The organism is Micromonospora sp. NBC_00421, assembly GCF_036017915.1.
GTDB lineage: Bacteria > Actinomycetota > Actinomycetes > Mycobacteriales > Micromonosporaceae > Micromonospora.
In genome coordinates this window covers 3,361,134-3,384,495 of sequence record NZ_CP107929.1, presented here as the reverse complement: position 1 = coordinate 3,384,495, position 23,362 = coordinate 3,361,134, and the positions used below count along the sequence as shown (strand labels likewise).

Here is a 23,362-nt window from a genome sequence, read left to right as displayed (position 1 = left end):
GAATTGAGACATGAGGCGACTTTTCTGGCTCGGCATCGGGCTGGCCGTGGGTGTGGTGGTGGTCCGCAAGGCCACCCGGACCGCGCAGGCGTACACCCCGGCCGGGATCGCCAGCGGGCTGTCCGAATCCGCTGGCGGTCTGGTCGAGTCGCTGCGTAGCTTCGTGGAGGACGTACGGATCGGGATGGCCGAGCGCGAGCAGGAGATCCACGAGGCGTTCGCCCGGGGTGAGGCGTTCGACGACCAGTTCGCCGAGCTGCGGGAGGACCCGCGCATCGGTGACCGAGAGATCTTTCCGGAGGAACCCCAGCGATGAAGACGGCGGAGATCAAGCGGCGGTACCTCGCCCACTTCGAGGCGAACGGGCACACCGTGGTGCCGTCCGCTCCGCTGCCCGCCATCAGCGATCCGAACCTGTTGTTCGTCAACGCCGGCATGGTGCAGTTCGTCCCGTACTTCCTGGGGCAGCAGACGCCGGCGTACCGGCGGGCGGTGAGCGTGCAGAAGTGCATCCGTACGCCGGACATCGACGAGGTCGGCAAGACCAGCCGGCACGGCACGTTCTTCCAGATGAACGGCAACTTCTCCTTCGGTGACTACTTCAAGTCCGGGGCGATCCCGCTGGCCTGGGAGCTGGTCACCAAGCCGGTCGCCGAGGGCGGCTACGGGCTGGACCCGGAGCGGGTCTGGCCGACTGTCTACCTCGACGACGACGAGGCGTTCGAGATCTGGCGGTCGGTGGGGGTGCCGATGGAGCGGATCGTCCGCCGGGGCAAGAAGGACAACTACTGGTCGATGGGGATCCCCGGCCCGGCCGGTCCCTGCTCCGAGCTGTTCTACGACCGCGGCCCGGAGTACGGGCGCGAGGGCGGCCCGGAGGTCGACGAGGACCGGTACATGGAGTTCTGGAACCTCGTCTTCATGCAGTACGAGATCGCCGACGTCCGGAGCAAGGAAGAGTTCCGGATCGTCGACGAGCTGCCGGCGAAGAACATCGACACCGGCATGGGCCTGGAGCGGATGGCCTCGATCCTGCAGGGCGTCGACAACCTCTACGAGATCGACGAGGTGCGGCCGATCCTGGACCGGGCGGCGGAGCTGACCGGCAAGCGGTACGGCGCGCACTCCGGGCACGTGGCGAGCGAGTCGCACCCGGACGACGTACGGCTGCGGGTGGTCGCCGACCACGTGCGGACCGCGTTGATGCTGATCGGGGACGGGGTGACCCCGTCGAACGAGGGGCGCGGCTACGTGCTGCGTCGGATCATGCGGCGGGCGATCCGGGCGGTGCGTCTGCTGGGTTGGCAGGAGCGGGCGTTGCCGGAGCTGCTGCCGGTGGCCCGGGACTGCATGTCCCCGTCGTACCCGGAGTTGGCGCAGGAGTTCGACCGGATCTCGCAGTACGCGTATGCCGAGGAGGACGCGTTCCTGTCGACGCTGCGGGCGGGGACGACGATCCTGGACACGGCGATCGCGCAGACCCGGTCGGCGGGGAAGCCGGCGCTCTCGGGCGAGCAGGCGTTCCAACTGCACGACACCTACGGTTTCCCGATCGACCTGACCCTGGAGATCGCCGCCGAGCAGGGGTTGCAGGTCGACGCGGAGGGTTTCCGCCGGCTGATGGCCGACCAGCGCAACCGGGCCAAGGCCGACGCGCAGGCGCGCAAGACCGGGCACACCGACGTGTCGGCGTACCGGTCGGTGCGTGACGACGGTGGCGCGGTGGAGTTCACCGGCTACACCGAGCTGCACCGGGAGTCCCGGGTCCGGGCGCTGCTCAGCGGCGGTGCGACGGTCGGCGCGGCAGTCGAGGGGGAGACGGTCGAGCTGGTGCTCGACACCACCCCGTTCTATGCCGAGGGCGGTGGCCAGCAGCCCGACCAGGGTCTGATCACCGTCGGCGCCGGGCAGGTCGAGGTCTTCGACGTGCAGCAGCCGGTGCCGGGTCTGATCGTGCACCGGGCGCGGGTGGTCCGGGGTGAGGTGCGGGCCGGGGAGACCGGCTACGCGGAGATCGACGTGACCCGACGGCGGGCGATCTCCCGGTCGCACACCGCCACCCACCTGGTGCACCAGACCATGCGCAACTTCCTCGGCGAGTCGGCGACCCAGGCGGGTTCGCTGAATGCCCCGGGCCGGCTGCGGTTCGACTTCAACACCCCGACCGGGGTGTCGCCGAGCGTGTTGCACGACGTGGAGCAGCAGGTCAACGAGGTGCTGTTGGCGGACCTCGAGGTCAACGCCTTCATCACCTCCCAGGAGGAGGCCCGGCGGATCGGCGCGATGGCGCTGTTCGGCGAGAAGTACGGCGAGCGGGTCCGGGTCGTCGAGGTCGGCGACTACGCCCGGGAGCTGTGCGGCGGCACCCACGTGGCCCGCTCCGCCCAGCTCGGCCTGGTGAAGATCCTCTCCGAGGCGTCGGTGGGTTCCGGGGTACGCCGGATCGAGGCGCTGGTCGGGATGGACGCGTTCGGCTTCCTGGCCCGCGAGCACCTGCTGGTGTCCCGCCTCGCCGAGCTGTTCCGGGTGCCCGGTGAGCAGGTCGCCGACCGGGTGGAGCAGACCGTCACCCAGCTGCGCGACGCCGAGAAGGAGCTGGAGAAGCTCCGCGCCCAGTTGGTGCTGGGTGGTGCGGCGGCGCTGGCCGGGCAGGCGAAGGACGTTCGTGGGGTGGCGTACGTCGGCACCGAGGCGCCGGAGGGCGCGGCCGGCAACGACGTACGGACCCTGGCCCAGGAGATCCGCGGCAAGATCGACCCGGCACGGCCTGCGGTGGTGGCGGTGGCGGCCCGATCGAACGGCAAGGCATCCCTGGTGGTGGCCGTGAACGCGGCGGCCCGTGGGCGCGGCCTGGCCGCGAACGACCTGGTCAAAGCGGCCTTCTCCGGCCGTGGCGGTGGCAGTCCGGACGTGGCGCAGGGTGGTGGCCTGCCCGCCGCCGAGGCCCCGAACCTGCTACTCACGGTCGAGAAGGCGATCGCCGAGGCGTGACGGGGCAGCGCACGAGCCAGGGCGGACCCGCTCGGGTCCGCCCTGGCTCGCCATCGGAGAGAGTGACCCACAGTGAGTGAATCGTCCCGTGGGGTGCGGTTGGGCGTCGACGTCGGTCAGGTCCGGGTGGGGGTGGCCCGGTCCGATCCGCACGGGATCCTGGCCACCCCGCTGGTCACCCTGGCCCGGGACCTGACCACCGGCCCGGACGCGGTGCCGGGCGACCTCGCCCAGCTCGCGCAGCTGGTCGCCGAGCACGAGGCCGTCGAGGTGGTCGTCGGTCTGCCGGTCAATCTGGCCGGCCGACACGGTCCGGCAGCCCAGCACGTGTTGGCGTACGTGAGCCGGTTGACCGAGGTGATAGCGCCGGTTCCGGTGACGCTCACCGACGAGAGGATGTCAACTGTCGTCGCGTCTCGTAGGCTTGCCGAGCGGGGCGTCCGGGGAAAGCGCCAACGCGCGGTGGTGGATCAGGCCGCCGCGGTCGAGATCCTGCAGAGCTGGCTGGAAGCGCAGCGGAGGCGGACGGAATGATCGACGATCTGGACCTCGGGTTCGACGAGCAGGAGAGGGGGGAGAAGGGCCGGCACCGGCGCGGCTTCGTCAACCGGCGCAACGGCACGTCCGGTGGCGGCAAGTCGGGCGGCGGGCCCGGTAAGACCATCTTCGCCTTGTTCATGGCCCTGGTGCTGCTGGGCGGCATCGGCGGTGGCGCCTTCTACGGCTTCGACCGGATCCGTAACCACTTCATCACCCCGGACTTCGACGGTCCCGGCACCGGTGAGGCGCTTGTCGACGTCAAGAGCGGCGACACGGCAACCGACATCGGCAACTCCCTCTACGACGCCGGTGTGGTCAAGAGCACCAAGGCCTTCGTCGAGGCCGCCGACGACAACGCGCGCAGCAAGAACATCCAGGTCGGCCGGTACAAGGTCAAGAAGGAGATGCGCGCCTCCGACGCGCTCACCCTGCTGCTGGACCCGAAGAGCCGAGTGGTCAACGGGGTCACCATCCCGGAGGGCATGATCACCCTGGCGATCTACGACCTGCTGGCCAAGGAGACCAAGATTCCGGTCGCCGAGTTCAAGGCCGCGGCGAAGGACCCGGTCAAGCTGGGCGTGCCGGAGTTCTGGTTCAACCGCAAGGACGGCAAGAAGGGGCCGCGGAGCCTGGAGGGCTTCCTCTACCCGGCCACCTACGAACTGCCGCCGAAGGCGACCGCCCCGCAGATCCTGTCGCTGATGGTCACCAAGTTCCTCGAGGTCACCGGCGAGATGAAGTTCGTCGAGACGGTGGAGGCCGAGCGGGGCATCTCACCCTACGAGGCGCTGATCACGGCCTCGATCGCGCAGGCGGAGTCGGTCAACCACGTGGACATGCCGAAGGTGGCCCGGGTGATCTACAACCGGGTCTACACCGACCGCTACCACTGCAAGTGCCTGGAGATCGACAGCGCGATCAACTACTGGCTGCGGTTGCAGGGCAAGAATCCGAAGGATTCCGACATCCTCAAGCAGTCCGAGCTGACCGACCCGAAGAACCCGTACCGAACGCACGGCGCGGACGGGCTGACCATCACCCCGATCAGCAACCCCGGCGAGGACGCCCTCAAGGGGGCGATGAGCCCGCCCAACGGCACCTGGGTCTACTTCATGACCGTCGACAAGAAGGGCACCATGGGCTACGGCACCACCGATGCCGACTTCCGTGGTCTGCAACGCCAGATGTGCACCAACGGCGTGCTGAGCGGAGAGAACTGCCGGTGAAGGCGGCGGTGCTGGGCCGGCCGATCGCGCACTCGCTCTCCCCGGTGATCCACAACGCGGGTTACGCCGCCGCCGGGCTCGACGGCTGGTCGTACACCCGGATCGAGTGCGGTGCGCAGGAGCTGCCGGCCCTGGTCGCCGGCCTGGGCCCGGAGTGGGCCGGGCTGTCGGTGACCATGCCGGGCAAGGAGGCGGCGCTCGCGGTGGCCGACCGGGCGTCGCCGGTCGCCACCGCCGTCGGCGCGGCCAACACGCTGGTACGCCGTCCCGACGGGTCCTGGTACGCCGACAACACCGACGTCACCGGCATGGTGACCGTACTGACCTCGGCCGGGGTGCGGCCCGGGGCCGCCGCCACCGTGCTCGGTGCCGGGGGTACCGCCCGCGCCGCCCTGGCCGCCGCCGCCCAGCTCGGCGCGACCACGGTGACCGTGGTGGCCCGCCGCCCGTCGGCGGTGGCGCTGTTGCGGCCGGTGGCTGCCGCCGTCGGGGTGGAGCTGGTCGCGGTGGCCTGGTCCGACGCCGCCGCGTACACCCGCGCCGACCTGGTCGTCTCCACCGTGCCGAAGGGGGTCGCCGACCCGTTGGCGGCCGGGGTCGAGTGGCGACCGTCCACAGTGCTCTTCGACGCGTTGTACGACCCGTGGCCGACGCCGCTGGCCGCCTCGGCGCTGGCCGCCGGTCTGCGGGTGGTCTCCGGGCTGGATCTGCTGCTGGCCCAGGCCGTCGGCCAGTTCACCCAGTTCACCGGGGTGACGGCACCTGTCGAGGCGATGCGCGCGGCGCTCGTCGACGCCCGCCACTGACCCGCTGGCCGCCGCCCGCCGCCGGCCCACCGGTGGCGGCCCATCATCGACCAGCGAACCGCATCGCCGACTTTCCGGTCAATCAGGCGTAACCTCGGGAAGCCGGCAATCGCCTGTCGGACCGTCGAAAAGCAACACCTGTTCCCTTATTCTTTGGTTAAGTCGGGTTGTCGCGTCGCTTTCACGCCTGCCACATCCACTCGTGGTCGATACGCTGCTGCCGGTAATCGTCGCCCACCCGGGGAGTGTTCCTTGAGCAGGCACGGAATCCACCGCGCCCTTCCGGCCATCAGTGGTCGACGCAGGGCCGTCGTCCTCAGTGTCCTGAGTGTCACCGCGGTCGGCGGTATCGTGGCCACGATGATGCCGCTGGTCGCGGCCGAGGTGCCGCCGATCGTGCTCTCCGCGGTGGCGGACACGACCGTCACCCAGGTCCCGCAGGACGGCGACAACGGCGCCAAGACCACCCTGGCCAGCTGCCCACAGCTCTGCGACGGCAACCGGGTCGGCCAGCGCGACGCCGTGTTGGAGTTTCAGGTGCGCGGCCTGCCCGCCGACGCCGTCGAGGTCAAGGCGAAACTGCGGGTGTACGCCTGGCAGCAGTTCTCCTCCCGGGTCCGGGCCCACGGCGCCCAGGGCACCGCCGTCGGGACGGGCGCGTGGCACCTGCGGCCCGTCCTCGGCCCGGCGCTGGCGGCAGTCGACCGGGTCACCCAGGGTTACAACGAGTGGGACGTCTCCGGTGCGGTCAGGGGCAACGGCCAGGTCACCCTGGCGTTGACCCAGGAGAGCTGGAACACCCGGATCTACTGGGCCTCCCGGGAGAACGCCAAGACCACGATCCGGCCCAACCTGGTGGTGACCTACCAGCGCAGCGGACGACTGCCCACCCGGCCGCCGGTCACCACCGCGCCGCCGCCGACCACCGCCGCCCCGACGCCGTCGCCGACCCGGACGGTGCCGCCGACGCCGTCGCCCACCCGCACGGTCGGTCCGCCCGCGCCGACCACGGCCGCGCCGACCCCGACGCCGACTGTCCGCCCCGGCACGGACGTGCCCGGCTGGCGACTGGTCTGGTCCGACGAGTTCACCGGGCCCACCGTCGACCTGAAGCGGTGGAACCTGCGCGACAACGAGGGCCGCGACATCGACAAGGGCTGCAACGTCGACGACCCGGACAACACCTTCGTCGCCGACGGGGTGCTGACCCTGCGGGCCCAGCGGGAGACCGCGGTGTGCAGCTCGCAGACCCGGCAGTACACCCAGAGCTACCTGGACACCATCGGCAAGGCGTCGTTCACGTACGGCCGCTTCGAGATGCGGGCGAAGTCCCCCAACGGGCCGGCCGACTCCAAGGGCCTCTGGCCGGCGTTCTGGCTGCGCCCGGACGACGGTGGCAAGGGCGAGATCGACGTGGTGGAGCTGCCCGGCGGCGGGTCCTACTACGGGGCCGCCACCCAGGCGATCTTCTACGACTACACGCCGGTCAAGCAGGATCAGCGCTGGGACTTCCCGGCCGGCCACCCGGGCGACGGCTTCCACACGTACACCACCGAGTGGGAGCCCGGGGTGATCCGTTGGTACATCGACGGCCGGCAGGTCTGGCAACGGGACCGCAGCACCACCCCGTGGTTCGACCAGGCCTTCACCAAGCCGTTCAACCTGCGACTGAACTTCCAGGTCGGCGGCTGGTTGGGCGATCCCGACGCGGCCACCCGGTTCCCGGCCGACTTCCGGGTCGACTACGTACGCGTCTGGCAACGCTGAGCCGGACCCGGCACCGTACGCCGCCCGGTGGGCTCCGGCCCGCCGGGCGGCTGCTCGTCCACTGCCCCTATCGTGTCCGCCAGGGCAAGGCGGTCGGGCGGGACAGGGGGCATGACGGTGGCGACGGACCCACGGAACAGGCAGGACGGCCTGGGCTGGGTGACCCGGGCCATCTTCGGTGACCCCCGGCTCCGGCTCGACGTCTCGACCGACCCGGTGCCCGCCACCCACCGCCCGGCCGTCCGGTACGCCGTGGTGCCCTCGGTCGAGCGGGCCAGGTTCCTGCTCCCGCTGGCCTCCCGCCGGATCGGCGCGGCATCGACACTGGCCTACAACGCGCTGCGACCGCCCCGGGTGCGGGCCAACCGGCTGGCGGTCGGCGTGCTGGCCGGCCTCGGGCTGACCGGGCTGGCCGGGATGCCGGTGCTGACCGTGGCGGTGCCGACCGACGCCGATCCGGCCGAGCTGCTGCTCGCCGGGCACCTCGGTCGGCTGATGGGCCGGACGCTGCACGCCGCGATCGGGATCCGCCCGCCCGACCCGCACCACAAGCCGACGTTGCAGCTCTTCGACGACCGGGGCGTCGCGCGGGCGTACGCGAAGATCGGGTGGAACGAGGCGACCCGGGCGATGGTCCGCGCGGAGGCCGCCGCGCTGCGGGAGCTGCCCCGTGACGGCGGTGACTTCCCGGACGTGCCCCGGCTGCTGCGGGAGGTGGGTTGGGGGGACCTGGCGGTGACCCTCGTCGAACCGATGCCGGCCCGGGTGCGCCGGCCGCGCCGTCCGTTGCGTCCGGAGGTGGCCGCGATGCTCGCGGTGGCCCGGCGCGGTGGCCCGGCGGCGGCACCCCGACCGTTGCGTGGTTCGCCGTTCCTGACCGGGCTGACCGCGCGGGCGGCCACCGCCGGCGGTCCGGTGGTCGCGGCGGTGGCCGCCCTCGCCGCGCGCGACGGCGACCGGCAGGTGGAGTACGGCCACTGGCACGGCGACTGGGTGCCGTGGAACCTCGGCCGTCACCGGGACCGGCTGGTCGTCTGGGACTGGGAGAACAGCGGTGCCCACCGGCCGCTCGGGTTCGACCTGGCCCACCAGGGCTTCCAGTGCGCGTTGTCGCTGCGCGGCCGGGACGTGGCCGGCGCGACCGCGGACATGGTCGAGCTGCTGGACCGGCACGGCGCGGCATTCGGTCTGGACCCGGCCCGGCGGCGCTTCGTCGCCGACGCCTACCTCGTCGAGCTGTGGTTGCGTACGGCGGAACTCGCGGCCGGTGGGGGTGGCTGGAGTGCGAAACTGCACCCCGCCCTGTTGCACACGCTCGCCGACCGGCTGGGCTCACCCCGCCCCTGACCGGCGACTCCTCCCGCTGGCTGGGAACAACTGTCGGACTCGCGACGGGAAAAACGACGAAACGCCACACTGCCGTCACCGCCGCTACCGAACCCGCCTCACGTTCCACTAGGGTGACCCCACTCGATCACCACTGGCCGGCGACGGCGTGGTCGGCCCGGGACGGTGTGGGGACCTCGTCCGGGGCGCGCGGGTGTGGGGAGGTCCGGCCGACCGGCCGGCACAATCAGGGAGCACGATGGGATCGTCACGCGTCACCACTCCCGGGGTGGGCTGCGCCCTGGTCACCGAAGAACCGGGCGGCGGTGACCGACGGTGACCCTCGTCTACGCACTCGCCGTGCTGTCCGTGCTGGTGCCCCTGGTGACCGTTCCGCTGCTGGCGGCCCGGTGGGCGTCAGCCGTCGACACCGGTCGGACGGCGCAACGGGTGCGGGTCGCCCTCGCCGGGCTGACCGCCGCGTTCGGCCGGGTCGGCGCGGCAGTGGTGGTCCTGCTGGCCGGCTCGGCGGCGATCGTCGCCGTCTGCTGGCCGCTCGGCGAGGCGATCGCCCGGCTCGAACCCCACGTCGACCGACCGGTCTTCGACTACGTGCACGCCCGCCGGGTCGACACCTGGGCGGACGTCAACTCCTTCATCACCGCGATCGGCGACCGCTACCCGCTCAAGTGGGTGACCGTGCTGGCCGCGATCTTCTTCGCCATCGCCTGGCGTCGCCGCCGCGTGTGGATCCCGCTGGTGGCGATGCCGCTGCAGTTCGTCGTCGAGCAGTACACCCAGGCGATCCTCGCGAAGGTGGTCGACCGTGGTCACCCGCCGACCGACCTGGGCACCTACCCCTCCGGCGGCTGCGCCCGGGTGCTGATGACCTTCGGCACCATCCTGGTGCTGGCCGCGCTGACCTGGCGGATCCCGCGCCGGGTGCTGATCGGCCTGGTGACCGCGCTGGCGGTGCTGGTCTCGGTCGAGGGTTACACCCGCGTCTACGCCGAGAAGCACTGGCTCACCGACGTCTTCGGCGGCTGGTTCTTCGGCACCCTGCTGACCGGCGTGATGGTGCTCGCCGTCATGGTCGCCGACGGTCGGGTCCGGTCACCGGCCGACCCGGTCGCCGCCCCCGACGACCGGGTGCTGACCGGCACCTGACCTCATAACCCCGTCCGGTCGGCGCGACCCGTCCCCGCGCCGGTCCGGACCCGGCCCCCGCTGCTCCTCGAAAGGAAGTTGGGCCACCGACGTGACCACCCTCCTCGTCGCCTCCACCGGTGGGCACCTCGCCGAGCTGCACGACCTGCTGCCCCGGCTCGGGGTGCAGGACGACTGCGTCTGGGCGACGTTCGACTCCCCGCAGAGTCGCTCGCTGCTCGACGGCCACGAGGTCATCCACGTGCCGCCGGCGGCCACCCGGGACCCGGTGGGCGCGCTGCGCGACCTGCTGGCCGCCCGCCGGGTGCTCTGCGGCGGACGGTTCCGGCGGGTGATCAGCACCGGCGCCAGTGTCGCCATGTCGTTCTTCCTGCCCGCCGCCCGGCACGGCCTGGACTGCCGCTACATCGAGAGTGCCACCCGGACCGAGGGGCCGTCGCTTACCGGTCGGTTGGTCGCCCGGGTGCCCCGGACCCGGCTCTACACCCAGTACCCGGGTTGGGCGGACGGCCGATGGCGCTACGGTGGCTCCATCTTCGACGGTTACCTGCCCGCGCCCACCGCCCCACGCCCGGTCTCCCGGGTCGTGGTGACCCTCGGCACCCAGGACCGCTTCGGCTTTCCGCGCCTGCTGCAACGACTTGTCGACGTGGTGCCCCCCGAGGCGGAGGTGCTCTGGCAGGTCGGGTCGACGGTGATTCCGCGGATGCCGGCCGGGGCCCGCCGGCAGGTGCCGCACGGGGAGATGCAGCAGGCCATGCGGGAGGCCGACGTGATCGTCACCCACGCCGGGGTGGGTTCCGCGCTGGCCGCGATGCGGGCCGGGCAGCGGGCCGTCTACGTGCCGCGCCGGGCGCGGCACGGCGAACACGTCGACGACCACCAGGTCGAGATGGCCAGGGAACTCGACAGGCAGGGCCTGGTGCTGGCCCGGGAGGCCGACGCCGTCACCACGGACGACCTGGCCCTGGCGGCATCCTGGACGGTGCTCAGCACCGGGGCGGTCCCGCCGTTCCGGTGGGCGGAGCAGGCATGAGGCCGACCGGGACCGGTAGCCCGGTGGCGGGTTCCCCCGGTCGACGCGTGATTCTCGTCCGCCGCGGGTCGTCCGGACACGACCCGTACGGCAGGACCGGACCGAGCCGGTGGTCGAGCGGACCGGTCGGTTGATGGTGGGAAATGTCCGGGCAGAGCAAGCTACGCATGATCTCACTTCATCTTTGGGGGCGCCAGTGCTTCACAGAACGTTCCGACCGGTGTGGCGGCGGTGGTTCGCCGCACTCGCCGTACCGGTGCTCACGGTCGGCCTGTTGGCCGCCCCGGCCCGGGCGGCCAACCTCACGCCGGTCACCAGCACCCTCACCTCGGCGGACCCGGCGGACAACATCCCGCACGCGCAGAACGGTGACACCAAGGCGTTCGCCGAGATCGGCAACACCGTCTACGTCGGGGGCTCGTTCACCTCGATCAAGGCCGCCGGTGCCGCGAGCTGGACCACCCGCAACTACCTGTTCGCGTACGACCGGGCCAGCGGCGCGCTGAAGGCCGACTTCACCCCGACGCTGGACGGCGCGGTGCACGCCCTCGCGGCGAGCCCCGACGGCAAGCTCATCGTCGGTGGCTCCTTCATGAACGTGAACGGGGTCAGCCGCAAGAACCTCGTCGAGCTGGACCCGGCCACCGGCGCGACGGTCACCGGCTGGGTCGGCCGCAGCGACGGCGGCCTGGTCCGGCGGACCGTGGTGGTCGGCAACAAGCTCTACATCGCCGGCGCGTTCCACTGGGTCAACGGCACCCAGCACTCGCTGCTCGCCCGGCTCGACGCGACCACCGGCGCGATCGACCCGACCTTCCAGATCGACGCCAGCGTCGCCCGGGCCAGCAGCGAGCTGGTCTGGGGTCTCGCCGTCGCGCCCGACGGCAAGACCCTGGTCGCGGTGGGCAACTTCACCGAGGTCAACGGCCAGCCCCGCAACCAGGTGGTGGTCGTCGAGCTGGACGGCACCCCGGCGGTCGCCGCCTGGAGCACCCAGCGCTACGTGGCGCCCTGCTACAGCGACTCGTTCCCGTTCTACGCCCGGGACGTCGACTTCTCCGACGACGGCACGTACTTCGTGATCATCGCCGACGGTGGCCGGGGCGACGGGGCGTACTGCGACGCCATCGCCCGGTTCGAGACCGCCGACCGGGGCTCCGCCCTGGACGCCACCTGGGTCAACTACACCGGCACCGACTCGGTCACCTCCGTCGAGGTGGCCGACAACGTGGTCTACGTCGGTGGTCACTTCCGCTGGCTGAGCAACGCCAACGGCAACGACTCGGCCGGCTCCGGGGCGATCAACCGGTTCGGTCTGGGCGCGCTGGACCCGATCAACGGCCTGCCGCTGGTCTGGAACCCGACCCGTTCGGGCGCCCCGGCGGGCACCACCACCTGGGGTCCGATCATGTGGGAGCTGTGGCGGGGCAGCACCGGCCTGTACGCCGGCTTCGACTCCGACGGTCTGGGCAACGAGTACCACGGCCGGCTGGGGCTGTTCCCGCTCGCCGGTGGCCGTACCGTTGCGGCGACCAACGCGCCGACCGCGGCGTCGGGCTTCCTGTACGTCGGCACCGCTGACGGCCAGGCCACCAAGGTGCCGTTCGACGGCAGCACGCTGGGTACGCCGGTGAGCAGCAGCCAGCCGAACCTCACCTCGGCCGGGGCGTCGTTCACGATCGGCAACAAGCTCTACTGGTCGAAGACCGACGCGACCGCGCCCAACGGCAGCTACCTGGACGTGTCGATCCTCTCGGGCGGCTCGGTGGGTGCGCCCTGGATCAGCAGCGGCTACAACAACTGGTTCAAGCCTTCGACGATGAGTGGGGCGTTCTACCTCAACGGTCGGATGTACTACACCAAGTCCGGCACCAACAAGTTGTTCTACCGCTACCTGGAGCCGGACGGCTACATCGTGGGCTGCACCGAGTTCACCCTGCCGAGCGTGAGCCTGAACTGGGGCAACGTGCGGGGGATGGCCTGGGTCAACGGCAAGATCGTCTACGGCAACAGCAACGGCTCGCTGCGGGCCGTGCCGTTCGACGAGGCTGCCGTCGACGGTGCCGCCTCGGTCGAGATCGCGCCGGCCGGCGCCGGCGTGAACTGGTCGAGCCGGACGCTGTTCTTCGCCACCTCCTGATCCGTATCCGGTACGGGTGGTCCGCCGGTGTCCCCAGAGGCACCGGCGGACCACCCGTGTCACAGGGGGACCGGTCGGCTGTCGACCGCAGGTGAACGGTCGGCGACAATGGGACCATCAGCGGCTCGCACCGGGGCCGTCGTCCGGCCCGCGCCGACCCGCCCACTCCCGCATCGCAAGAGGACCTGACTGATGGATGTGACCGACGTCACTCCCGCCCGGCAGCGCCCGGTCGGCCTGGCCGAGTTGGCCCGTATCCCGGTGCGGCGGTGGCGCACGGTGCTCGCCGCCACCGGGTTGGTGCTGTTGCTGGTGGCCGCCTACCTGCTGGTCTTCCCTCCCACCTACACCGCCACCACGGCCGTGGTGGTCCGCCCGGTGGTCACCGACCCGTTCTCGGTGCCCTCCGGCGGCGCCGACCGGGCGGTCAACATGACCGCCGAGAGCGGGATCGCCACCAGCAACGACGTCATCGACAAGGTCGCCTCGATCACCGGCCGGGACACCACCGACGTGGCCGACGCGCTCGCCGTGGAGACGCCTGTCGGCGGCCAGGTGATGCGGTTCAGCTACGCCGGGCACGGCGAGGCCGAGGCGGTGGACGGCGCGAACGGCGCCGCCGAGTCGTACCTCGAACTGCGCAAGGGCATGTACGAGAACCAGCGCGCCGCCGTGCTCAAGTCCTACGACGAGACGATCGCCCTGGTCACCAGCCAGCGCACCACCACCCAGCGGTCGCTGCCGGCCAACCAGGGCTCCTCCAGCCCGTCGCCGCGCACCAGCGCCCTGCTGGACCAGCTGCGGGCGCTCAACGACCAGCTCGCCACCCTCGCCGAACAGCGGTCCAAGATCGCTTCGGCGGATCTCAGCCCCGGTTCGGTGACCAGCGCCGCACGGGCGCCCGTCCCGTCCAGTCGGGACGCCGCCCCGCTGATCCTGGTCGCCGGCCTGCTCGGCGGCCTGCTCGTCGGCGGGTTGGTCGCCTTCGTCCGGGAGTCCATGGACCGCCGGGTGCGTACCGCCGCCGAGGCGTCCGCGCTGGTGGGCGCCCCACTGCTGGGGACCGTCGGACGCGACGGCGTCGGCCGGCTCTCCGACACCGACCTGCGCTACCTGGTGCTGGCCCTGGGCCGTTGGGTGGACGGGCCGAAGCCGCTGCCGCTGGTCCTGCTGTCCAGCGCCGACGACGAGCGACGGGAACAGGTCACCGCCGGGGTCGCCGCGGCGCTCGCCCAGGCCGGGCACCAGGTGCGCCTGGGTGTCGCCCCGGAGAGCCGGGACCGGATCCGGGCGTTGCTCACCGACGCCCAGCGCCGGCACCCGGCCGTCGAGTCGGCCCGTCCCCGGGTGCCCCGCCCCCGGCCGATGCCCAGCAGCGTCCCGACGCCGGCTCCGGCGGCTGCCGCCCCGGCACCGGCGGGCAACCCGGAAGACACCATGATCATCCAGCCGGTCCGCAAGCCCCGGCCGTTCCCCACCGAGGATGCGAAGAACGGCGGGGTCTACCGGTCCACCACCACGGCGGCGGACAAGACCGAGATCATCCCCCGGGTCCTGCCGAAGGAGGCCCCCGCCACCGACGGCGAGGAGCTGTGTATCGGCACCGGTGCGGTGCGCCTGGTCCCGCTGGACGCGCCGGTGGCCGGCGGGGTGACCGTGATCGACGCGCCACCCGCCCTGCACGACGAGCGGGGCGTGCGGGCCGCCCGGGAGGGCCGGGCGGTGCTGGTCGCCGCCCGGGACAAGACCCGCACCGGCAGGCTGAGCCAACTGGTGGAACGGCTGCGCGCGGTGGGGGTCGAGCCGGTCGGGTTCGTGGTGACGGGAGAGAAGCGTGACTGAGCCGACGGCCGCCCCGCAGCACCCGCCGGTGACCGTGGTGATCGCCACCCGGGACCGGCCCGGCCTGCTGGAACGGGCCGTCCGCGCGGTGCTCGACCAGGACTACCCCGGGCCGGTGGAGTGCGTCGTGGTCTACGACCACACCGACCTGCGCGAGCTGGCCGTCGACGTCCCGGCCGGCCGGACCCTGCGCTACGTTCCCAACACCCACCGGCAGGGCCTGCCCGGCGGTCGTAACACAGGCGTCGACGAGGCCGCTGCCGAGTTGATCGCGTTCTGCGACGACGACGACTTCTGGCTGCCGGGGAAGCTTCGCCGGCAGGTGGAGCTGCTGGCGCAGCGCCCCGACGCCGCCGCCGCGAGCTGCGGGATCCGGTTGGAGGGGCCGGGCATCGCCAAGGAACGGCAACTCGACCGGGCCGAGGTCACCCTGCCCGACTTCGTCGAGGACCGGATCATGGAGGTGCACTCCAGCACCATCCTCATCCGGCGTTCCACCTGGGACGCGATCGGTCCGGTCGACGAGGAGCTGCCCGGCGGCTACGGCGAGGACTACGAGTGGCTGCTGCGGATCGCCGGGCACGGCCCGGTGGTGATCGTGCCCGAGGTGCTTGTGGTGGTCGACTGGCACGGTGGCTCGTTCTTCTTCGGTCGCTGGGCGACCATCGTCGAGGCCACCCGTTACCTGCTGGACAAGCACCCCGAGTTGGCAGCTAGCCGGACCGGTCTGGCCCGGCTGCACGGCCAGATCGCCTTCGCGCTCGCCTCCGGCCGGCGGCGGCGGGAGGCGGTGCGGGAACTCGGCCGGGTGGTCCGGCTCAACCCCCGGGAGAAGCGGGTGCTGGTGACCGTCCCGGTGGTGCTCGGACTGCTCTCCGGAGAGCGGGTGCTCCGGCTGGCCCAGCGCCGGGGGCGGGGTGTCTGACCGGCGGGTGGGCGGATCGCCCGCCGGGCCGCCGCCGCTGCCCACCTGGCCGTTGCTGGCGATGTTCGGGTTGATGCCGCTCTGGTGGGTGCTCGGCGGCTTCTACCTCGGCTGGTCGGCGTTCGGGGTGGTGCTGCTGGGCCTGCTGGTCACCCGGGGCCGGGTGGCGCTGCCCACCGGCACCGCCTGCTGGCTGGTGCTGCTCGCCCTGGTGCTGCTCAGCTTCACCCGACTGGACCGGGTCACCGCCTATTTCACCTCCGGGTTGCGTTTCGGCTTCATGCTGACCGCCCTGATCGTCTGCGTCTACGTCTACAACCTGGTCCGCGACGGCGTCCCCTGGGACCAGGTGCTCCGCCCTCTCGGTTGGTACTGGCTGGGCGTGGTCGCCCTGGGCTGGTTGGCCGTGCTGGCACCCCGCTTCCAGCTCACCACCCCGGTGGAGATGCTGCTGCCGGGCAGCATGTCGGGGGAGCGGTTCATCCAGGCGTTGACCCACGTGCGGGCCAACGAGTTCAACCCGGTCTCGCGGGCCCCGATCTACCGGACCGCCGCGCCCTACCCGTACACCAACAACTGGGGTACGGCGTACGCGCTGCTGGTGCCGTGCGTGCTGGCGTACCTGACCTCGGTGCGTACCGGCAAGTTCCGGGTGGCGTTGCTGGTGTCGTTGCCGCTGTCGATGGTGCCGGCGTTCATGACCCTCAACCGGGGCATGTTCCTCGGCCTCGGCGCGGGGCTGACCTACCTGGGCCTGCGGGCGCTGGTCCGGGGCAACGCCAAGCTCATCGCCTCGATCGGCGGGCTGGTGCTGCTGGTCTGGGTGGTCAGCCTGGTGGTGCCGGTGCAGGAGCTGATCGACAACCGGGTCAGCAGCACCGACACCAACGTCGACCGGATGGACCTCTACGTGCGTACCCTCCAGGCGGTCGAACGCTCGCCGCTGCTCGGGTACGGCGCACCCAACAGTGTCGACACCACGCTCGCCGAGGAACCACTCGGCACCCAGGGCATGGTCTGGCAGGTGCTCTACAGCCACGGCATCCCGGCCCTGATCGCCTTCCTGGCCTGGCTGGTGCTGATCGCGAAACGGTTGGCCACGGCGGTCTCCCCGGCCGGGCAGTGGCTGAGCACCATCCCGGTGATCGCCCTCGTGGTGATCCCGGTGTACGCCTACATCGACCCGAACATGTCGGTCATCTTCTTCGCGGTCGGGGCCGGGTTGGCGGCGGTCAACGGGCCGGTGAACCGCGCGGTGACACTCGCGCCGGGAGTCACCCAGCCACGTCCGCCCCGGGCGGCGTCGTCGGCCCCCGGCGTACCGGCCACGGGCGCGGCCTCGGCCACCGGGACGGCATCCGTACCGGCCAGGGCATCGGCCACCGTCCCGACCCGACCCGGCAGGGCCACCGCCAGCGTTCCCGCTCCGCCCACCGGAGCCACCCCCACTGGTCCCGCATCCCCGGTTCCGGTCGTGCCCCCGGCTCCGGCTCCAACTTCGGTGCCGACCCAGGCTCCGGCCCGGCCCCCGGCTCCGTCCGGCGGTTCCCGTCCGCCGTCCGGCGGTTCCCGTCCGCCGTCCGGCGGTTCCCGTCCGCCGTCCGGCGGTTCCCGTCCGGCCGGTGGGGTGGACGCGCCGACCGTGGTGCGGCCGGCGCAGCCCTCCGGGGCCGCCCCACCGGCCCGGGTCACCACCCGGACCGAAGACCAGACCGGCACCGAGGACGGCAGGGAGCGGGCATGAGGCGACCGGGACCCGGAACCACTGCGGCGATTCCCCGGCAGGTCGACCGCCGTACCGTTGCGGCCGACCCGTCGTTCGGGCCGGCGGCGGACGCCCCGGGCACGGCGGGCGGTTCCGGCGAGGTACGGCGCAGCGCCCGCAACGGCGCTGTCGGGCTGGTCGGCGCGGCGGTCAACGGCGCGCTGGGTTTCCTGCTCACCGTGGTCATCGTGCGTGGCTTCGGCACCGACGGCTCCGGCGCGCTCTTCACCGCCATCGGCGTGGTCTCCATCCTGGGCGCGATCTGCTGCGCCGGTGCGGACACCGCCCTGGTCTGGGCGTTGCCCCGACGTCGTCCCGGTGCCGATGGCGACGCCGCCCGACTGCTGCCGGTCGCCCTGCTGCCGGTGCTCGGGCTCACCGGGCTGGTGGCGACGGTCGGTGCGCTCACCGCCGACCGGCTCGCCCCGGTCTTCTTCGAGGGGGCGGAGGGGCCGACGCTGCTGCGGCTGGCCTTCCTGGCGCTGCCGGTCACCGTGGCGCTGACAGTGCTGCTCGCCGCCGTCCGGGCGGTCCGACCGGTGACCGCCGTGGTCGGCATCCAGTACGTGCTGGTGCCGTCGGCCCGGCCCGTCCTGCTGCTGGCGACCGTCGCCACCGGTGCCGGGGTGGCCGTCGGCTTCGGCGGTTGGCTGCTGCCGGTGGCGTTGGCCGTGGTCGCCGCCGCCGTGCTGTTGCTGCGGCCCCTCGGCCTGCTCGCCGGGGCGCGGCTGCGGCCGGACGGCGCGGACTGGCGTACCCTCTGGGGCTTTGCGTTGCCCCGGGCGGTGTCGGCGGCCATCGACGCCAGCAGCATGTGGGTCGGGGTGCTGCTCACCTCGGCGTTGGCGGGCGCGGACGAGTCCGGTGTCTTCGGCGCGGTCGGCCGGTACGCCCTGGCCGGTCTGTTGATCATGCAGGGGTTGCGGGTGGCCGTCGCGCCGCAGCTGTCCCGGCTGCTCGGGCAGGGGCGTACCGCCGACGCGGCGCTCGTCTACCGGCGGGTCACCGTCGTGATCATCCTGCTGTCCTGGCCGGCGTACCTGCTCCTGGCGGTCTTCGCGCCCGCCTTCCTCGGCCTCTTCGGCGACGGGTTCACCGCCGGGGCCGCTCCGCTGGCGGTGCTCGCCGGGGCGATGCTCGTCAACTCCGGGGTGGGCATCGTGCAGACGATGCTGCTGATGAGCGGCAACAGCGCCCGCCACCTCCAGGCCACGGTGGTCGGGCTGGCGCTCACCGTGGGGCTGGGCTTCCTGCTCGTCCCCGACCACGGGGCCCTCGGCGCGGCGTACGCCTGGACGGCCGGGGTGGTCGCCGAGAACGTGCTGGCCGCGGTGGCCGCCCGGGTGGCGATCGGCGAGCCGCTGCTCACCCGCTCGGTGGGCTGGGCGGCGGTCGGGGCCGGTGGCGGCGCGGCGGTGGTGGCGGTGCTCAGCGCGCTGGTCGCCGGCCGGGGGCTGGCCGGTCTGGCGCTGGCCCTGGTGGTGCTGGCGGTCGTCGCCGCCGGGCTGCTGCTGGACCGGCGGGTCCGGCGTACGGTGCGGGCCGCCGTGACGATGCTCAGGCCGAAGTCGGCGTGACGATGCTCAGGCCGAGACCGGCGTGACGAGAGGGAGACGATGACGATCCGCGACCGCCTCAAGGGTGTGGTCCCGCACCAGGTCACCCACCAGGTGCGCAGCTCACTGGTCCGGTACGGCGAACGCACCAGCGACCGCCGGCCGCTGCCGGACTTCCTGATCACCGGCACCAAGCGGGGCGGCACCACCTCGCTCTGGCGCTACCTGCTGGCGCATCCGCTGGTGCCCCGGCTCTTCCCGGCCTGGAACACCAAGACCTCGCACTACTTCGAGGAGAACTGGGGCCGGGGCGAGGCCTGGTACCGCTCGCACTTCCCGACCGCGCGGCACCGCCAGGCCCTGGAACGCCGGCACGGTCGGCCGGCCCGCGTCGGCGAGGCCGCGCCGCTGTACATGTTCCACCCGCTCGTCCCGCAGCGGGTCGCCGAGCTGCTGCCCGAGGTGCGGTTGATCTTCCTGCTCCGGGATCCGGTGGAGCGGGCGTACTCGCACTGGAAGGAGCGGCGGACCGAGGGGAAGGAGCCGCTGGACTTCGCCGAGGCGCTGGCCCGCGAGGAGGAGCGGACGGCGGGGGAGCGGGAGAAGCTGATCGCCGACCCGACGTACTTCAGCGAGGCGTACGACTGGTACACCTACCGGGCCCGGGGCCGCTACCTGGAGCACCTGACGCCGTGGCTGGACCGCTTCGACCGCTCCCAGCTGCTGATCCTGCCCAGCGAGACGCTGTACGCCGAACCGGCCGCGACCTATGCCCGGGTGCTCGACTTCCTCGGCCTGCCCCCGCACCGGCTCGCCGCGTACGAGGCGCACAACCACCGGCGTAGCAGCGCCATGCCGGCGCCGGTGCGGGCCGAGCTGAGCGCGCACTTCGCCCCGCACAACGCGGCGCTGGAGCAGCGGTTGGGGATGCGTTTCGACTGGTCCTGAGCCGGGTCGACAGGCCGTGTGGTGGGCATCGGCGTCCGCAGGGCGGGACGGACCGGGCACGGCGTGGGGGCGGGCACCGGGCGTGACAGACTGGCCGCTGTGTTGCGTTGGCTGACTGCAGGTGAATCACACGGTCCGGCTCTGGTAGCGATGTTGGAGGGGGTCCCCGCCGGGGTGGCGGTGACCACCAGTGACATCGTCGGTGAGCTGGCCCGTCGTCGGCTCGGCTACGGCCGGGGTGCCCGGATGGCGTTCGAGCAGGACGAGGTCGAGGTCATCGGGGGCCTGCGGCACGGTGTCACCCTGGGCAGCCCGGTCGCGATCCGGGTGGGCAACTCGGAGTGGCCGAAGTGGCAGACGGTGATGGCCGCCGACCCGGTCGACCCGGACGAGCTGGCCAGCCAGGCCCGTAACGCCCCGCTGACCCGTCCCCGGCCCGGCCACGCCGACCTGGCCGGCATGCAGAAGTACGGCCACACCGACGCCCGGCCGATCCTGGAGCGGGCCAGCGCCCGGGAGACCGCCGCCCGGGTCGCCGTCGGCACCGTGGCGAAGGCCCTGGTGAAGCAGGCCCTCGGCATCGAGATCGTGTCGCACGTGGTGGAGCTCGGCTCGGTGGCCGCGAAGCAGGGGCTACGACCGACGCCCGAGGACGCCCAGCGGATCGACGCGGACCCGTTGCGCTGCCTCGACCCGGACGCCAGCGCCCGGATGGTCGCCGAGGTCGACGCCGCGAAGAAGGCCGCCGACACCCTCGGCGGCGTGGTCGAGGTGCTGGCGTACGGCGTACCGCCGGGCCTGGGCAGCCACGTGCAGTGGGACCGCAAGCTCGACGCCCGGCTGGCGACCGCGTTGATGTCCATCCAGGCGATCAAGGGGGTGGAGATCGGAGACGGTTGGCAGCAGGCCCGGTCCCGGGGCTCCGAGGCGCACGACGAGATCATGCCCACCGCCACCGGGGTCCGTCGGGTGACCGACCGGGCCGGCGGCCTGGAGGGCGGCATCACCACCGGCGAGCCGGTACGGGTGCGGGCGGCGATGAAACCGATCTCGTCGCTGAACCGGGCGCTGGCCACCGTCGACGTCAGCACCGGGGAGCCGGCGACCGCGATCAACCAGCGCTCCGACGTCTGCGCCGTCCCCGCCGCGGCGGTGGTCGCCGAGGCGATGGTGGCGCTGGTGCTCGCCGAGGCCGCCACCGAGAAGTTCGGCGGCGACTCGGTGGCCGAGATCCGCCGCAACGTCGCCGGCTACCTCGACGCCCTGATCATCCGGTGAGCGCGAGGAGTGCAGCGCAGCGGAGCCCCGCAGTCGCGAACGGAAGGTCGATCCGGTGAGTGCCGTGAACGAAAGGCCACAGCCGTGACGAAGCCCGTCTGTGTGCTGGTGGGGGCGCCCGGGTCCGGCAAGAGCACCGTCGGCGTGGAGTTGGCGGCCCTGCTCGGGGTGGCGTTCCGGGACACCGACACCGACATCGAGGAACTGGCCGGTAAGCCGATTCCGGAGATCTTCATCGACGAGGGTGAGGCGCACTTCCGGGACCTGGAACGGGCCGCGGTGCTGGCGGCGTTGACGTCGCACGCCGGGGTGCTCGCCCTCGGTGGCGGCGCGATCCTCGCCGAGGAGAGCCGGGCCGCGCTGGTCGGGCACACCGTGGTGCACCTGTCGGTGGAGCTCCCCGACGCGGTGAAGCGGGTCGGGCTCGGTGCCGGCAGGCCGCTGCTGTCGGTCAATCCACGCGCCACCCTCAAGTACCTCATGGACCAGCGCCGACCGCTCTACACCGAGGTGGCGACGGCGACGGTGGTCACCGACGGCCGCTCGCCGGAGGAGATCGTCGCCGAGATCGTCGCCCTGCTCAAGCCCTGACCGCGCCCACCCGGCGGCGGTCCGACCGGGCCGGGGCCGGCCGGTCCCGGCGGGGCGCGGGTCGCCAGGTCACCAGCAGGGCCAGGGCGAGCAGGATCTCGGCCAGGTCACCGACGTAGTACATCAGGGTCGCCGCCGCCCGCAGCTGGGCCGGTGGGACGTCGGCGTCGACCAGGCCGGCGTACATCAGCTGGGCGAGGGTGGCGTGGGCGGCGACGGACAGTCCCAGCACCACCAGCCGCACCGGCACGCCGGGGCGGTGCGGCCCCGGGTCGGGCCCGGCGATCGCCCAGCTGAAGACGTACCCGCTGATCAGGAAGTGCAACAGGACCAGCGGGTGCAGGCCGGGATGGGTCAGGGTGGCCCGGTACAGCGGGGTCAGGTGCAGCAGGTAGAGGCCCCCGGCGGTGAGCAGCAGCCCGGTGACCGGGTGGGAGGCCGCCGCCACGGCGGGACGGCGCAGCAGCCGCAGGGCCGCCCGGCCGACCCGGGGCCGTACCGTCCGCAGGGCCAGCGTGCCGGGTGCGCCGAGCACCAGCCCGAGCGGCGCCAGCATGCCGACCAGCAGGTGCTGCCACATGTGCCCGACCAGGTCGTGGGCGGGCAACAGTACGGCCACCGCGAGCAACGCCGTGCCGGCGCCGAAGCCGGCCGTCCGCCAGTGGCTCCAGCCGGCGCGGCCCGGGTCACGCTGGCGCAGGGCAGCGGCCAGATAACCCCAGAACAGCAGCATCGGTACGAGCAGCAGCGGTGCCACCCCGCCGCCGTGCGACCCGGTCATCGCCGCCCGGCGCAGGTGTCCACGGCCGTGGCACGCCGCTGGACCGCCCAGCCGAGCCCCACCAGCGCCGCCCCGAGCAGCAGGAAGCCGACGTCCCAGGCGGTCTGGTGCGGGCCACCGTGCACGTGGTGGATGCCGAGCAGGTGGTGGTCGATCACCCCTTCGACCAGGTTGAACAGGCCCCAGCCCACGAGCGCCCAGCCCCAGAGCAGGCCGGAGCGCCACAACCGGCCCCGGGACCGGGTCACCCGGGCGTACAGCAGGGCCAGCCCGGTGAGCACCGCCACCCAGGTCACCACGTGGAACAGCCCGTCCCACAGGGTGTTCATCTGCAACCCGGGCACGGTGTCCACCGGGTACGCCCGGATGCCGACGTTGTCGCTGCCGGTGCTGCTGAGCATGTGGTGCCACTGGAGCACCTGGTGCAGGACGATGCCGTCGACGAACCCGCCGAGGCCGACGCCGAGGACGACGGCGGGCAGTCGGATGTCCGCGCCGTCGATGGTGGTGTTGGCCATGGATGCCTCCACGTTCGGGGTCGATCCCGTCCCCGGTGCCCGGGTCCCGTCGGGCTAAACGCCTGCCGCGTCGTCCGGTCACGCGGCCCCCGGTCACGTGGCCCTCGAACCGGCCACACCAGCAGGTGGACAGTGGCCGTGCCGGGGGTCGCCCCTGGA

At 72.5% G+C, this 23,362-nt stretch carries 19 protein-coding genes; 17 read left to right on the top strand and 2 right to left on the bottom strand.

Annotation, left to right across the window (positions count from 1 at the left end; genetic code table 11):
• Positions 1-10 precede the first annotated feature (10 nt).
• The 17 genes from OHQ87_RS13960 to OHQ87_RS13880 all read left to right on the top strand — a co-directional run bounded on the left by OHQ87_RS13960 (position 11) and on the right by OHQ87_RS13880 (position 21,904).
• A complete protein-coding gene (locus tag OHQ87_RS13960; RefSeq protein WP_067312326.1) occupies positions 11-316 on the top strand; it encodes a hypothetical protein in 306 nt (101 codons plus the stop codon).
• Positions 313-2,991, top strand: a complete 2,679-nt coding sequence (alaS, locus tag OHQ87_RS13955) for an alanine--tRNA ligase (RefSeq protein WP_328348510.1) — start codon at positions 313-315, stop codon at positions 2,989-2,991. The genes OHQ87_RS13960 and alaS overlap by 4 nt, the downstream gene beginning before the upstream one ends.
• A 72-nt stretch (positions 2,992-3,063) precedes the next feature.
• A complete protein-coding gene (gene ruvX, locus OHQ87_RS13950; protein WP_328348509.1) occupies positions 3,064-3,525 on the top strand; it encodes a Holliday junction resolvase RuvX in 462 nt (153 codons plus the stop codon).
• Positions 3,522-4,757 (top strand): endolytic transglycosylase MltG, encoded by a 1,236-nt coding sequence (gene mltG, locus OHQ87_RS13945; RefSeq protein WP_328348508.1) that lies wholly within the window; start codon positions 3,522-3,524, stop codon positions 4,755-4,757. Before ruvX ends, mltG begins: the two co-directional genes overlap by 4 nt.
• On the top strand, positions 4,754-5,563 hold the full coding sequence (locus OHQ87_RS13940; protein WP_328348507.1) for a shikimate dehydrogenase: 810 nt from the start codon (positions 4,754-4,756) through the stop codon (positions 5,561-5,563). The genes mltG and OHQ87_RS13940 overlap by 4 nt, the downstream gene beginning before the upstream one ends.
• Before the next feature lie 360 nt (positions 5,564-5,923).
• Entirely contained in the window at positions 5,924-7,330 is a 1,407-nt protein-coding gene (locus OHQ87_RS13935) for a family 16 glycosylhydrolase (protein WP_328348506.1), read from the top strand.
• Positions 7,331-7,441: 111 nt separating this feature from the next.
• Positions 7,442-8,677, top strand: coding sequence for a hypothetical protein (locus OHQ87_RS13930; protein WP_328348505.1), 1,236 nt, complete (start codon positions 7,442-7,444; stop codon positions 8,675-8,677).
• Between the two features lie 315 nt (positions 8,678-8,992).
• Complete coding sequence (locus tag OHQ87_RS13925) at positions 8,993-9,823, top strand: phosphatase PAP2 family protein (protein ID WP_328348504.1); 831 nt, start codon at positions 8,993-8,995, stop codon at positions 9,821-9,823.
• A gap of 91 nt (positions 9,824-9,914) precedes the next feature.
• On the top strand, positions 9,915-10,859 hold the full coding sequence (locus tag OHQ87_RS13920; RefSeq protein WP_328348503.1) for a glycosyltransferase: 945 nt from the start codon (positions 9,915-9,917) through the stop codon (positions 10,857-10,859).
• Positions 10,860-11,079: 220 nt separating this feature from the next.
• Complete coding sequence (locus OHQ87_RS13915; protein ID WP_328348502.1) at positions 11,080-12,999, top strand: delta-60 repeat domain-containing protein; 1,920 nt, start codon at positions 11,080-11,082, stop codon at positions 12,997-12,999.
• A 192-nt stretch (positions 13,000-13,191) separates the two neighbouring features.
• On the top strand, positions 13,192-14,841 hold the full coding sequence (locus OHQ87_RS13910) for a Wzz/FepE/Etk N-terminal domain-containing protein (RefSeq protein WP_328348501.1): 1,650 nt from the start codon (positions 13,192-13,194) through the stop codon (positions 14,839-14,841).
• Positions 14,834-15,766 carry a glycosyltransferase family 2 protein gene (locus tag OHQ87_RS13905; protein WP_328348500.1) on the top strand — a complete coding sequence of 311 codons (933 nt, stop codon included), beginning with the start codon at positions 14,834-14,836 and terminating at the stop codon, positions 15,764-15,766. Before OHQ87_RS13910 ends, OHQ87_RS13905 begins: the two co-directional genes overlap by 8 nt.
• Positions 15,767-15,773: 7 nt before the next feature.
• Positions 15,774-17,510: an O-antigen ligase family protein gene (locus OHQ87_RS13900; protein WP_328348499.1), complete on the top strand. Its 1,737-nt coding sequence runs from the start codon at positions 15,774-15,776 to the stop codon at positions 17,508-17,510.
• Complete coding sequence (locus tag OHQ87_RS13895) at positions 17,507-19,108, top strand: lipopolysaccharide biosynthesis protein (protein ID WP_328348498.1); 1,602 nt, start codon at positions 17,507-17,509, stop codon at positions 19,106-19,108. The genes OHQ87_RS13900 and OHQ87_RS13895 overlap by 4 nt, the downstream gene beginning before the upstream one ends.
• Before the next feature lie 39 nt (positions 19,109-19,147).
• Complete coding sequence (locus OHQ87_RS13890) at positions 19,148-20,035, top strand: sulfotransferase domain-containing protein (RefSeq protein ID WP_328348497.1); 888 nt, start codon at positions 19,148-19,150, stop codon at positions 20,033-20,035.
• Positions 20,036-20,134: 99 nt separating this feature from the next.
• On the top strand, positions 20,135-21,313 hold the full coding sequence (aroC, locus tag OHQ87_RS13885) for a chorismate synthase (protein ID WP_328348496.1): 1,179 nt from the start codon (positions 20,135-20,137) through the stop codon (positions 21,311-21,313).
• Between the two features lie 84 nt (positions 21,314-21,397).
• On the top strand, positions 21,398-21,904 hold the full coding sequence (locus OHQ87_RS13880) for a shikimate kinase (protein ID WP_328348495.1): 507 nt from the start codon (positions 21,398-21,400) through the stop codon (positions 21,902-21,904).
• On the opposite strand, the gene OHQ87_RS13875 is transcribed toward OHQ87_RS13880, so the two are convergent.
• On the bottom strand, positions 21,894-22,685 hold the full coding sequence (locus OHQ87_RS13875) for a cytochrome c oxidase assembly protein (RefSeq protein WP_328348494.1): 792 nt from the start codon (positions 22,683-22,685) through the stop codon (positions 21,894-21,896). The genes OHQ87_RS13880 and OHQ87_RS13875 overlap by 11 nt on opposite strands.
• Positions 22,682-23,203: a DUF2243 domain-containing protein gene (locus OHQ87_RS13870; RefSeq protein WP_328348493.1), complete on the bottom strand. Its 522-nt coding sequence runs from the start codon at positions 23,201-23,203 to the stop codon at positions 22,682-22,684. Before OHQ87_RS13870 ends, OHQ87_RS13875 begins: the two co-directional genes overlap by 4 nt.
• Positions 23,204-23,362: the final 159 nt, after the last annotated feature.